Origin of the sequence: Pseudomonas flavocrustae (genome assembly GCF_029872515.1) — a bacterium.
Lineage (GTDB): Bacteria > Pseudomonadota > Gammaproteobacteria > Pseudomonadales > Pseudomonadaceae > Chryseomonas > Chryseomonas aestiva.
This window is the reverse complement of the sequence record NZ_JAPDIQ010000002.1, coordinates 655,872-668,622: the sequence shown is the minus strand read 5'-3', so window position 1 is coordinate 668,622 and position 12,751 is coordinate 655,872. Positions and strand designations below refer to the sequence as shown.

The following is a 12,751-nucleotide window of genomic DNA, read 5'->3' as shown; positions in this document are numbered from 1 at the left end:
AGCGTGAGGTCCGAAGATCCCCCACTTTCTCCCGTAGGACGTATGCGGTATTAGCGTTCCTTTCGAAACGTTGTCCCCCACTACTAGGCAGATTCCTAGGCATTACTCACCCGTCCGCCGCTGAATCGAGGAGCAAGCTCCTCTCATCCGCTCGACTTGCATGTGTTAGGCCTGCCGCCAGCGTTCAATCTGAGCCATGATCAAACTCTTCAGTTAAGTAGACTGATCGGGTTTTGAGAAAACCCTAAACTTGGCTCAGCAATCGCAAAAAACTCATGAATTCACGAGTTACTTGTGTTGCTGATAATCTTGCGACATCAGACTTATCTCACAAGCACCCACACGAATTGCTTGATTCAACTTGTTAAAGAGCAGTTGGTTGCGACCGTGTCGCTAACCGAGGCGCGCATTCTACGCTGTCCTCACATCCTGTCAAGCGTTGATTTGAACTTTTTCGTTTCAACTCAACCACTTGCGCTTGCCTGACTGGTCTAGCCAATCTCGGCAGCGGGAGGCGAATCCTACAGCATCCCAAGACGCTGTCAACCCCCTCCGCTTCATCCCGTCATCACCCGGAGGTGAAGACCAAACAGCGAAGAATCCGTGGACCCCTCGCCCGGCTCAGACCTAAGTGCTTGATTTTCAAGCCGCTTCAGCGTCTGCGCCGGAAGTGGGGCGCATTATAGGGGAGTTTCAGGACAGGTCAACAGGTTATTTCAAGAAACTTTCAGCAGGGAGCAAAAGGGTCCTCGGAAAGCGACCTGTCACTCGTGCAAGGTAAGATGCGCGCAGACGATGTTTCGAGGACTGCATGACTTCCATCCTGGCTCGCTACCGACAACAGCTAAGGAACGCGCTTGGCGATTGGTTTCCCCGCACTACGCTCTTCCTTAAAGGAGAGCCACCTATTAAGGGAGATACCAAGCCAGGCAGCCGCAAGAAGGCGGAGCCGGCCCAAGCCCCCAAACGCCAGGCCGAGCCGAAGGCCGCCAGCAAAGGGGCGAAGAGGGAGCAGTCGACTGGCCAGCCCACGCTGGTTGCCCCGGCTGCCCCCTCCCCCACCGCCCTCTATGGTTCCGCCTTCACGGTGAAGCGCTCTCAGGAGCAGCGGATGAAGATGCGCGTCGAGCAGGCCGTTACCCAGGGCATCATCCAGCCACCGTCGCCGGAACAATGGAAGATGATCCTGGCTCGCGCCCCGGCGACGCGGATCTTCGCGGGTGCCGGTTCGGGCAAGACCACGACACTGGTACTGCGGGTGGTGTTCATGCTGTGCCACCTCGAGATCCCGCGCGAGCAACTCACCGTCATCTCCTTTACCAAGGCTTCCTGCGAAGAGTTGCGCGCGCAGCTCAAGCGCGTCCTGGCCTTCTGGGAGGTTCCGCTGAATGAAGAGGCGGCACGCGAACTGGTGAGAACCTTTCACTCGGCCCTGGCACAACTGGCGCGCTCAGAGCTGAGGGCGACGCAGTGGTTCGAGCAGTTGTCCACCCAATCGAAAGGTGAGGATGAACCGGATAACGGCATGCTGGCTGGCGCCACGCTGAACGAAGGCCAACGCCAGCTCCTGATACAGGCCTACGAGAATTGCTACCGCGAGGACGCCGGTTTTCGTCGTCGGGTTCATCTGTTGCTGGAACTGGCGGCGCCCAATGAGGAAGAGCCACCTGGCGCCCCGCCCTTGCAGCCCTTCGTCCTCAATGGCGAACGCCAACCACAACCGCTGCCCGACCTCTTCTATGGCCAGGCTTCATTCGCCGAGACCCTGGGACTGCGGGTCGGCTCCATAAAGAGCAACCAACTGGAATGCTCGACGCGGGACCGGATCTTTCTGGAGGCCATGCAGCAGTTCTGGCGCCACTTTGGCAAGTTGCTGAAGGAACAACGGCTGATCACCTTCAATACCGCCTTTGCCGTACTGACGGATCGCCTGGACAAGAAACCCAGTCGCGCCCTGATTGCCCGCCTGCAGCCCTTCACCCATTTGCTGATCGACGAATTCCAGGACATCTCGCCGCAGATCGCCCTCTGGCTGCAGCAGGTACAGCGCAGGCTCGCCGAGGAAAAAGTTGCGCCCTCGCTGATGGCTATCGGTGACGACTGGCAATCCATCTATGGCTGGCGGGGCAGCTCGCCGGAGTTGTTCATCCACTTCGATCGCTGGTTTCCAGGCCAGACGCCCAGCCAGACGCTGATGCTGGGGACCAACTACCGTTCTTCACCGGACATCGTGGCTGACGGTGAACGCATCCTGACCCAGGTGCGCCACAAGCAACCCAAGAAAACTAAAGCCTTCCGCGTTGCGGATGCCCAGGGACACGGGGTCAGGGTCGTACCCCAATTCGATATCGCTCGTCAGTTGGCTTCGTTGTTGGGCGAGATCGAGGCGCAAAGGACCTATGCCGCGGAACGAGAGCGGCCGGAGCGCTGCGCGGTCATGGTAATGAGTCGTCTGAACGCGCCCTTGAAAGCCATCAACGAGCAGCTGGGCCGTCAGCCCGGAGTGCGGACCTGCACCATTCACCGAGCCAAGGGCCTGCAGGCCGAGGTGGCGATTGTGCTGGACGACGGCCAGCCTCAGCAGCCCCATCCGCTGCGCAATGCCCTCTATGCCGCCAGTGGGCATTTTCAGCAGAGCTATGACGCTGCCATGGCCGACGAAGCGCTGCGCCTGAGCTATGTGGCGGTGACCCGCGGGGTCAGCCGGGTGCTGTGGTACACCCGGCAGCCACGGGGGGCGGCGGCGATATTGGCGGGCTGAGTCAGGTAGCGCGGCAGGTGCTGTCACCCGCCGTAGGAACGTGAGACGGCTGCTACTCGATCACGTCGAAATCCTTGAGGTGCTCTTCGGACAGCTCCAGGCCCAGGCCGGGCGTGTCGTCGTCCAGCTGCAGGTAGCCACCGACCGGCTGGGGTTCTCCCTTGAAGACGTAGTAGAAGAGTTCGTTGCCCACTTCCACGTCGAATACCGGGAAGAACTCGGCCATGGGCGAGGCGGTGCTGGCCATGGTCAGGTGGTAGTTGTGCATCTGGCCGGCGTGGGGGATGACCGGGACGGACCAGGCTTCGGCCAGCGCGTTGATCTTGCGCGCGGCGGTGATGCCGCCAACGCGGTTGGTGTCGTACTGGATGACGTCCACCGCGCGGCGTTCGAGTAGGTCCTTGAAACCGTAGGAGGTGAATTCGTGCTCGCCGCCGGATATGGGCATGATGCCCATCTTCTTGAGTTCGACGTAGCCCTCGATGTCATCGGCAATGACCGGCTCTTCCAGCCAGCGCGGTTCGAATTCGGCCAGTTTGGGCAGCATGCGGCGGGCGTATTCCAGGGTCCAGCCCATGTAGCACTCCAGCATGATGTCGACGTCGGGCCCGGCCAGTTCGCGCAAGGCGCGGACCTGTTCGAGGTTGCGCCGCATGCCGGCGGGGCCGTCCTTGGGCCCGTAGCCGAATCTCATCTTGAGGGCGTCGAAGCCTTGGTTGAGATAGCCCTGGGCCTCTTCCAGGAACAGATCCAGATTGTCGTTGGCGTAGAGCTTAGAGGCGTAGCAGGGGATCTTTTCCTTGGTGCGACCACCCAGCAGCTTGAACACCGGCTTGTCTACCGCCTTGCCCATGAGGTCCCAGAGCGCCAGGTCGACGGCGGAGATGGCGGCCATGCCGATGCCCTTGCGGCCCCAGGCGTGGGTGCGGCGGTACATCTTCTGCCAGAGGTATTCGTTATCGAAGGGATCCTGGCCCATGGCGATGGGGGTCAGGTACAGATCGATGATCTCCTTGGCCACTCGTGGCGCCAGGGCGCAGTTGCCCAGACCGACCAGGCCGCTGTCGGTCTCGATCTCCACCACCAGCCAGCCGTGGAAGCGGAAGGAGCCCATGGCGTCGCCGCGCTCATAGAGGATGTCGGTGGCATTGGTGCAGAAGTGCGCCTGGGGCGGGACGACCTTGCCTTTCCATTCGAAGACGCGGGTGCGGACGCTGGTAATTTTCATCGGACTTTCCTTTTTTCGAGCATGAGTCAGGCCGGCCGGCTCCACGAGCCGGTTCGGCGAATTCAGGTAGCGCCTGGAGCGCCCCGGTAGCTATCAGTCAGTGGCGAGACGCGCCCAGGCGACAGGCGATCTCGAAGGCCTGACGGGTCGCGCCGACGTTGGCGCGGCCCTGGCCGGCGATGTCGAAGGCGGTGCCGTGGGCGGGCGTGGCGATAGGAATGGGCAGGCCACCCTGCACCGTCACCCCGCGGGAAAAGCCCATCAGCTTGATCGCGATCTGGCCTTGGTCGTGGTACATGGTCACCACGGCGTCGAAGGCGCGGTTATCACCCTGGACCTTGAGAAAGATGGTGTCCGCCGGATAGGGACCGTCGGCGGCGATGCCCAGCGCCCTGGCACGCTCCACGGCCGGGCCGATGAGGTCGAGCTCCTCGCGGCCGAAGCTGCCGTTGTCGCCATTGTGCGGATTGAGCCCGCAGACACCGATGCGCGGTCGGACGAGGCCGCTACGTTTGAGTTCGTTGTCGATCAGCTGGATCGCCTCGATTACCCGCTCCTCGCTGAGCAGGCCGGGGACCTCCTTGAGCGCGACATGGGAGGTCACCCGCGAGGTCCAGAGGTCGTCGAGCACGTTGAATTCGCAGAATGGCCCTTGGTAGCCCAGGTGCTCGGCAAACCAGTGCAGCTCGTCGTTATGGCCCATGCCCGCCAGGTGCAGCGAGGTCTTGTTCAGCGGACCGAAGAGGATGGCGTCGGTGTGCCCGGCCCGGGTCAGGTCGAGGGCGACGGCCAGGGTGTCCAGACTGTAGCGGCCACCAACGGCGCTGGCCTCGCTGCGGGGGAAGGCGCCCTCGGCGGCGCCGTGGTAGGGATACAGCAGCGGTATGTCGTCCTGGAAATCGAGGGCATCCAGGCTGTCGATGCGGCGATAGGGGTATTCGCAACCGGCGATGCGCATGCCGGTACGGGCCTCCTCCTCGTCGGCAATCAGCACCAGGCGGGCGCGGCTGCGCACCTCGGGATCGGCCAGCAGGCGGGCGATCAGTTCGGGACCGATGCCGGCCGGGTCGCCCAGCACCAGGGCCAGGCGGGGAAGCGGAGAATTGCTCATGCGGAAGTCCTCAGGTAGGTGTCCAGGCGGATGACGTCGGCCTCCGGGCGATACAGGCGCCGGGCGGTGTCGTGGAAGAGCTGGCGCTGCGCGGTGGCAGGCAGCTCGGCCACCAGACGCTTGAAGCCGCCGATGATGGTGTCGTAGCTGCCGCACAGGCGGTCGACGGGAAAGTTGCTGGCGAACATGGCCCGCTCGGCACCGAAGACGGCGATGGCCTCGCGGACGATCCAGGCGTTGTCCTCGGCGCGCCACGGCTGGCCGGCGAGGCCCAGGCCGGAGATCTTCAGCGCCACGTTGGGCCATTCGGCGAGGCGGGCCAGGGCCGCGCGCCAGGCGGCCAGACCTTCGGCGCTGCGATCGGACGGCAGCCCCGTGTGGTTGAGGATCAGCTGGGTAGCCGGGAAGTCCCGCGCCAGGCGACAGGCTTCGTCAAGATTCCACCAGGGCGTCTGCAGATCGAAGTGCAGGCCATGGCGCTGCAATTCGGCATAGCCCCGGCGCCAGCTGTCGTCACTCATCAGGGTACGCTGGCTGCCGACGTCTTCGGGACGCGCCGGACCACCGGGCTTGTGTCTCACGCTGCGCACCCGTTCGAAGGCGGCCTGGGCGGCGAGCAGCTCGGCGGCGTCTTCGGCATCCAGCCAGGCCTGGGCGACCACCGCATTGGGCACGCCATGGCGGCGCGCCAGGGCGTGGATGTAGCGGGTCTCACCCAGGGGATCGCGAGGATCCCACTCGGTCTCGACATAGACGGTCTGGACCACGTCATGGCCCGCCGCGTCAGCGAAATAGTGCTCCGGCAGATAGTCGCCCCTGATGGCGCTGTAATCGCCATAGCGAAACGGGATGGTTTCCGCACCGGACAGCCAGGGGTGAAAATTGCGCCCGGGCTCCCAGAAGTGATGATGGGCATCGACGATGGGTCCGCTGTAGAGCTCAGTCATGGGCCAGCTCCTGGGTGTCCAGGGCGATCAGCAGGGTGCCGAGGATGAACAGGCCGGAGCAGAGGGCGAAGAAGCCCAGCACCGCCGGGTAGCCACCCAGGTGCTGCAGCAGCAGGCCGACCAGGATGGGCACGGCGATGCCACCCAGGCTGCCGGCCAGATTCATCACCCCACCGATCAGGCCGACCCGTGCCGGCGCGGCCAGCAGTGCCGGAAAGCTCCAGTAGAGGCTGCCCCACATGAGGAAGAAGGCGGTGAGCGACAGCAGCGCCACGGCGGCATAGGGATCGGTCAGCCGCGGCAGCAGCAGGAAGGCTGCCAGCGCCACCAGGCCGGAGCAGGACAGCAGCCCCTTGGCGGCGAGGCCACGGCGCACGCCCTTGCGCACCAGCAGGTCGCAGAGGAAGCCACCGACCAGGGAGCCGGCCGCCCCGCAGAGAAAGATGACGAAGGTGGCGGCGCCTATGCCCTTGATGTCGAAGCCACGGGCCTGGGCCAGATAGCTGGGGCCCCAGGTCAGCAGGCCGAAGAACACCATGGCCCAGCTGGCGCGACCGATGAGGATGCCGGCCAGGGAGCGGCGGGCGATGCCCAGGCCCCGGGCGCCAGCCTTGGCGGCCTGGGCCATCGAGGTGGTGCGACCTTCGTTGATGCGCGCCAGCTCGGCGGCATTGACTCCGGGGTGGGCGGCCGGGTCGTCCCTCAGGTAGCGCCAGGCAAGCCAGGCCATGGCTAGTGTGGCGATACCGGCGACGAAGAAGGCGGTGCGCCAGGAGCCGAAGACGGCGATCAGGTAGGCGATGAGCAGACCGCCCAGGGCGACGCCCAGCGGTCCGCCGCAATCCATCAGTACCGCGCCACGCCCACGTTCGCTGGAGGCCAGCCAGAGGGAGTTGAGCTTGCCACCCGCCGGAAACAGCGGCGCCTCGGCGGCGCCCAGGGCGACCCGGGCGAAGATCAGCGACAGCCCGCCGGTGGCGAAGGCGGCGAGGGTCTGGAAGACGCCCCAGAGGCCGGTGGACCAGCCGATCACCCGGCGCGGGCCATAGCGGTCGATCAGCCAGCCACCGGGAATCTGCAGCAGCGCATAGGCCCAGAAGAAGCTGCTGAGAATCAGGCCCTGCATGGCCGGCGTCAGCTGGAATTCGCGGGCGATGGTGGGCATGGCGATGGACAGCGACACGCGGTCCACCAGGTTGATGACGGTCAGGCCGAAGATGATGGCGAAGATGCGCCAGCGGACGCGGGAAGCCTGCAGCGCCGTCGGCACGGCGGCATCGGCAAGGCGTGATGAGCGGGACGTCGAGAGCATGGCGTGGACCCCTGGGATTCTTGTTATGGGTGTTCAGCTGCCGGCTGGCGAGATCGACTATCGGACCCAGATCGATAACCGTCTAATCAAATCTACGCATAGGTGTATAGCCCCAGGATATAGGTCGACCGTGTCTACTCGCTGTAGCCCTTGTGCCATGCGGCCCGGGACAAGGAGTCATCGGAGACATAACCTCAGGCTATCGGTGCATGCCTTATTTTGAGTGGTCAGGCTTGCCCAGGACTGCGCACACTCGGCCCACCCAAAACAACGACAAGAAAGAGGTAGTCCCATGCGCAGCATCTCTCTGCTCGCCGCCCTCCCCCTGTGCCTGGCCGCTGCGGTGTCTCCCGTGGCCCAAGCCGCCTGGCAGCCCGAGGGCAAGGTGGAAATCGTCGTCGCCGGCGGCCCCGGTGGCGGCACCGACCAGCTCGGTCGGCTGATTCAGTCGATCATCACCCAGCACAAGCTGCTCGACGCCAGCACCGTGGTGATGAACAAGGGCGGCGGCAATGGCGCCGAGGCTTTCCTGGAGATGAAGCTGGCCAAGGGCGAGGCGGACAAACTGGTCATCGCCACCAACAACGTCTATCTGCTGCCGCTGACCGCCAAGCTCGGCTACCAGCTCGCCGACCTCACCCCGGTGGCGGCCATCGCCGAAGACGATTTCATTCTCTGGAGCTACGCCGACGCGCCCTGGAAAGACGCCCGTGGCTACATCGAAGCCATCAAGCAGGATCCCGCCGGCAAGCGCATGGGGGGCAGCCAGTCCAAGGACGTCGATCAGACGCTGACCCTGCTGCTCAATCGCACCGAAGGTACCAAGCTCACCTACATCCCCTTCAAGAGCGGCAGCGAGGCGGCGACCCAGCTGGCCGGCAAGCACATCACCTCCAACGTCAACAACCCCAGCGAGAGCCTGAGCCAGTGGCGTGGTGGGCAGGTGGTGCCGCTGTGCGTATTCAGCCAGACGCGCATGGCCTATACCGCCAAGGTCACCGAGACCCAGGCCTGGTCCGACGTGCCCACCTGCAAGGAGCAGGGCCTGGGCATCGATCAATACCGTTTCCCGCGTACCGTGCTGCTGCCCGGCGGCGTCAGCGACGAACAGCGCGCCTTCTATGTGGAGCTTTTGCGCAAGGTCAGCCAGACACCGGAGTTCAAGGCCTACATCGAGCGTAATGCCCTGGTGCCGACCTTCCTCGAAGGCCAGGCGCTGCAGGACTACATCGCCCAGGACAGCGCCCGGGTCACCCCGGTGTTCGAGGCCGCGGGCTGGCTCAAGCGCTGATCGGCGCATCGACACAGGAGAGACGGCCATGGCCGGAGATTCCCTGATCACCACCCGCTGGGTGGAGCTGGGCCTGGCGGCCTTTACCGCCGGACTCGGTAGCATCGTGATGATTGGCAGTCTGGAACAGGGTATCGGCTGGGGCGATGCCGGCCCCGAGCCGGGCTACTTCCCCTTCTACATCGGCCTGCTGCTGAGCCTGGCCAGCCTGGCCACGGCGCTGCAGACCCTGTGGCGCTGGCAGGCGTTGCGCACCAGCTTCGTCGAGCGCGCCGCCTTCGGCCAGGTGCTGCGGGTGTTCCTGCCGATGCTGGCCTTCGTCGTCGCCCTGCCCCTGCTGGGCCTCTACCTGACGGCCTTCCTGTTCATCGCCTGGTTCATGGCGCGGGATCGCCAGCGGCAAAGGCGCTACGGCGCCTCGCAGATCCTCGCCATCGCGGGCGGCGTGAGCCTCGCCAGCTATCTGATCTTCGCCCTCTGGTTCAAGGTGCCGCTGGATGCCGGGCCCCTGGCCGACCTCGCCCTCCTGCTGAGGAGCCTGTCATGAGCGAATTCGATTCCCTGATGCACGGGATGGGCCTGATCCTGTCCTTCCATCACATCGCGCTGATGGTGATCGGCGTGCTGCTCGGCATCCTGGTCGGGGTGCTGCCCGGCCTGGGCGCGCCCAATGGCGTCGCCCTGCTGCTGCCGCTGACCTTCACCATGAGCCCGACGTCAGCCATCATCCTGCTCTCCTGCATGTACTGGGGGGCGCTGTTCGGCGGCTCCATCACCTCGATCCTGTTCAACATCCCGGGTGAACCCTCGTCGGTGGCCACCACCTTCGACGGCTATCCGCTGGCCCGCCAGGGCCGCGCGGGCGAGGCCCTGACCGCGGCCTTCACCTCGGCGCTGCTGGGCGCCCTGGTCGGGGTGCTGCTGCTGACCTTCCTCTCCAGCCGTATCGCCGCCTTCGCCATGGAATTCAGCTCGCCGGAATTCTTCGCCGTCTACCTGCTGGCCTTCTGCACCTTCATCGGCATGAGCAAGAATCCGCCATTGAAGACGGTGGCAGCCATGATGATCGGCTTCGCCATGGCGGCGGTGGGCATGGATACGGTGTCGGGCAATCTGCGCCTGACCTTCGACCAGCCGGCACTGCTGTCGGGCATCAGCTTCGAGGTGGCGGTAATCGGCCTGTTCGGCATCGGCGAGATCCTCTGCACCGTGGAAGAAGGCCTGGTCTTTCGTGGCGAGCAGGCGCGCATCACCCTGCGCACCGTGCTCGGCACCTGGAAACAGCTGCCGCGCTACTGGCTGACCTGGCTGCGCAGCGCCCTGGTCGGCTGCTGGATGGGTGTGACGCCCGGTGGCCCTACCGCCGCCTCCTTCATGAGCTACAGCCTGGCGCGACGCTTTTCGAAGAACCGCGACGGCTTCGGCAAGGGCGAACTGGAAGGGGTGATCGCCCCGGAGACCGCGGACCACAGCGCCGGCACCAGCGCCCTGCTGCCGATGCTGACGCTGGGCATCCCCGGCTCCGCCACCACTGCGGTGATGCTCGGCGGCCTGATGATCTGGGGCCTGCATCCGGGGCCGACCCTGTTCACCGAACAGCACGATTTCGTCTGGAGCCTGATCGCCAGCATGTACCTGGGCAACGTGGTCAGCCTGATCGTGGTGCTGGCGACGGTGCCGCTGTTCGCCGCCATCCTGCGGATCCCCTTCTGCATCATCGCGCCCATCATCTTCACCATCTGCGTGATCGGCGCCTATTCGGTGCACAACAGTCTGTTCGACGTCTGGCTGATGCTCGGCTTCGGCATCCTCGGCTATGCCTTCAAGAAGCTCGGCTATCCCATCGCCCCGCTGGTGCTGGCGGCGGTGCTGGGTGACAAGGCCGAGGACGCCTTCCGCCAGTCGATGCTGTTCTCCGACGGCCAGCTGGGCATCTTCTGGTCCAACCCGCTGGTGGGCGGTCTGACCACCGCGGCGCTGCTGATGCTCTGCTGGCCGTTGCTGGCGCGCGGACTGCAGGCGCTGCGCCCGGGCCAGCCGCGGGTCAAGGTACGGCCGTCGTGAACGCTCCGGCCTGGCGCGGAAGCACCCCACCGACGCCAGGCCTGGACGCTTGCGCTACCCTAGCCGGCTTCCCGGTACCCAGGTCCGCCAGCATGACGCGTATTCCCGATGCCCATACCATCCACAGCCGTCTGCGCCTGCGCCAGTTGCGCCTGGTGCTGGCGCTGGCGGAATTCGGCTCGCTGCGCCGCGCCGCCGACGACATCGGCATGACCCAGCCGGCCGCCACCAAGATGCTCCACGAGATCGAGAGCCTGCTGGGCGTGGGGCTGTTCGAGCGACTGCCGCGGGGCATGCGCGCCACGGCCTTTGGCGAGACGGTGATCTACTACGCGCGGATGGTCTTCGCCGAACTCTCGGGCATGCGCGAAGAGCTGGTCGCGCTGGAATCGGGCAATCTCGGCCGGGTCGCGGTGGGCGCCATTCCGGCGCTGGCCTCGGGCCTGCTGACGCGCACCATCGCCACGCTCAAGCAGAGCCATCCGCGCCTGTCCATGTCGATCCAGGTGGATACCAGCGACGTGCTGGTCCAGGCGCTGCTGCAGGACCAGCTGGACGTGGTCCTGGGGCGCATCCCCACCGGCGCCCGCGCCGAGGAACTGCTGTTCGACAGCCTCGGCGAAGAGGTGCTCTGCGTGATCGCCGGCGCTCAGAACCCCCTGGCCCAGGCCACCCACCTGACCTGGGGCGAATTGCAGGAACACACCTGGGTGCTGCAGCAGCACCCCAGCCCGATGAGGGCCATCATCAACCAGGCCTTCCACGATGCCCGGGTCGATATCCCCGGCAGCATCGTCGAGACCACCTCCATCATGACTCTGCTAGCGCTGGTGCAGCAGACCGACATGCTCGGCGTCACGCCGCTGTCGGTGGTCAACGACTACCCCGGTCGTCACCTGCTGGCGGTGCTGCCCATCGCCTTCGAGCCGCGGCTGCCGCCCTATGGATTGATCCGTCGCCGGCACCGGGTGCAGTCCTCGGCCATGCAGACCTTCATGGTGGCGGTGCGCAGCGAGCATGGGCGGCTGAAGCACGACGACGGCTCAGCCTCCACCTCAGGCTGACCTGCAACGCCCATCGATTGCCCCACTCACCCCGCTTGGGCATAGTGAACCGGCCTGCCAGACGCCGGAGTCACCTACCATGCCCGTCCTGTCGCCCCTCGCCCACCCCGCTGCCTGCCGGGGTCGCCCATGACCCAGCGCACCATGCTGCTCACCGGCGCCAGTCGCGGGATCGGTCACGCCCCCGTCAAACTGTTCCGCAACCTGGGCTGGCGTCTGCTCACCGTCTCCCGCCAGCCGTTCTCCGAGGAATGCGCCTGGCCGGAAGCCCGCGACGCGCACATCCAGGCCGATCTCGCCGACCTCTCCCAGATCGATCGCCTGGTCGCCACCGTCCGCGAGCGCCTGCCGAGCGGCAAGCTGCACGCGCTGGTCAACAACGCGGGGATCTCGCCCAAGGGAACCGATGGCAGCCGCCTCGGCGTGCTGGCCTCGGATGCCGAAACCTGGACCCAGGTGCTCAACGTCAACCTGGTCTCCACCGCCCTGCTGGCTCGCGCCCTGCTACCCGAGCTGGAAGCGGCGCAAGGCAGCATCGTCAACGTCACCTCCATCGCCGGCTCCCGGGTGCATCCCTTCGCCGGGGTAGCCTATGCCGCCTCCAAGGCGGGCCTGGCCGCCCTCACCCGCGAACTGGCCCATGAATTCGGCCCCCGTGGCATCCGCGCCAACGCCATAGCACCGGGCGAGATCGCCACCTCCATCCTCTCGCCCGGTACCGACGGCTTGGTGGAAGCCGAGGTCCCGCTCAAGCGCCTGGGCACCCCCGACGAAGTGGCCGAGACCATCTACTTTCTCTGCAGCGAACGCTCCTGCTACATCAACGGCGCCGAGATCCATATCAACGGCGGTCAGCACGTCTAGGCAGCGCTGTCGCTCAGGGCAGCTCACCTGGATTCGTGGCGGGCCGCTTGAGCCACCCTACCCGTTAGCTGGATAGGACGCCGGACGAGACAGCAGCTGCCCTTAACCC

The 12,751-nt window shown here is 65.4% G+C and carries 10 protein-coding genes and 1 rRNA gene; 6 read left to right on the top strand and 5 right to left on the bottom strand.

Going from position 1 to position 12,751, the window contains the following annotated elements; genetic code table 11:
- Window positions 1–216: ribosomal RNA gene (locus OMP44_RS07880) — 16S ribosomal RNA — on the bottom strand; the annotation flags it as partial.
- A 595-nt stretch (window positions 217–811) separates the two neighbouring features.
- On the opposite strand from OMP44_RS07880, the gene OMP44_RS07875 reads away from it, so the two are divergent.
- Entirely contained in the window at window positions 812–2,761 is a 1,950-nt protein-coding gene (locus tag OMP44_RS07875) for a UvrD-helicase domain-containing protein (RefSeq protein WP_280307260.1), read from the top strand.
- A 52-nt stretch (window positions 2,762–2,813) separates the two neighbouring features.
- Here the strand turns inward: OMP44_RS07875 and OMP44_RS07870 are convergent, their stop codons facing one another.
- From OMP44_RS07870 to OMP44_RS07855, 4 genes are all read right to left on the bottom strand, one after another.
- Entirely contained in the window at window positions 2,814–3,989 is a 1,176-nt protein-coding gene (locus OMP44_RS07870; RefSeq protein WP_280307259.1) for an L-rhamnonate dehydratase, read from the bottom strand.
- 97 nt (window positions 3,990–4,086) lie between these two features.
- Window positions 4,087–5,100 (bottom strand): 4-hydroxythreonine-4-phosphate dehydrogenase PdxA, encoded by a 1,014-nt coding sequence (locus OMP44_RS07865; protein ID WP_273862518.1) that lies wholly within the window; start codon window positions 5,098–5,100, stop codon window positions 4,087–4,089.
- Window positions 5,097–6,047: an amidohydrolase family protein gene (locus OMP44_RS07860; protein WP_280307257.1), complete on the bottom strand. Its 951-nt coding sequence runs from the start codon at window positions 6,045–6,047 to the stop codon at window positions 5,097–5,099. The genes OMP44_RS07865 and OMP44_RS07860 overlap by 4 nt, the downstream gene beginning before the upstream one ends.
- The gene (locus OMP44_RS07855) at window positions 6,040–7,359 is read right to left on the bottom strand and encodes an MFS transporter (protein ID WP_187979161.1); all 1,320 of its coding nucleotides are present in this window, start codon (window positions 7,357–7,359) and stop codon (window positions 6,040–6,042) included. The genes OMP44_RS07860 and OMP44_RS07855 overlap by 8 nt, the downstream gene beginning before the upstream one ends.
- A 292-nt stretch (window positions 7,360–7,651) precedes the next feature.
- Here OMP44_RS07855 and OMP44_RS07850 point away from each other — a divergent pair, with 292 nt between their 5' ends.
- The 5 genes from OMP44_RS07850 to OMP44_RS07830 all read left to right on the top strand — a co-directional run bounded on the left by OMP44_RS07850 (window position 7,652) and on the right by OMP44_RS07830 (window position 12,642).
- Complete coding sequence (locus OMP44_RS07850; RefSeq protein ID WP_187979160.1) at window positions 7,652–8,650, top strand: tripartite tricarboxylate transporter substrate binding protein; 999 nt, start codon at window positions 7,652–7,654, stop codon at window positions 8,648–8,650.
- Between the two features lie 28 nt (window positions 8,651–8,678).
- A complete protein-coding gene (locus OMP44_RS07845) occupies window positions 8,679–9,197 on the top strand; it encodes a tripartite tricarboxylate transporter TctB family protein (RefSeq protein WP_280307255.1) in 519 nt (172 codons plus the stop codon).
- The gene (locus OMP44_RS07840; RefSeq protein ID WP_280307253.1) at window positions 9,194–10,714 is read left to right on the top strand and encodes a tripartite tricarboxylate transporter permease; all 1,521 of its coding nucleotides are present in this window, start codon (window positions 9,194–9,196) and stop codon (window positions 10,712–10,714) included. Before OMP44_RS07845 ends, OMP44_RS07840 begins: the two co-directional genes overlap by 4 nt.
- Window positions 10,715–10,806: 92 nt before the next feature.
- Window positions 10,807–11,778 carry a LysR family transcriptional regulator gene (locus OMP44_RS07835; RefSeq protein WP_280307252.1) on the top strand — a complete coding sequence of 324 codons (972 nt, stop codon included), beginning with the start codon at window positions 10,807–10,809 and terminating at the stop codon, window positions 11,776–11,778.
- Between the two features lie 129 nt (window positions 11,779–11,907).
- A complete protein-coding gene (locus OMP44_RS07830) occupies window positions 11,908–12,642 on the top strand; it encodes an SDR family NAD(P)-dependent oxidoreductase (protein WP_280307251.1) in 735 nt (244 codons plus the stop codon).
- Window positions 12,643–12,751 lie beyond the last annotated feature (109 nt).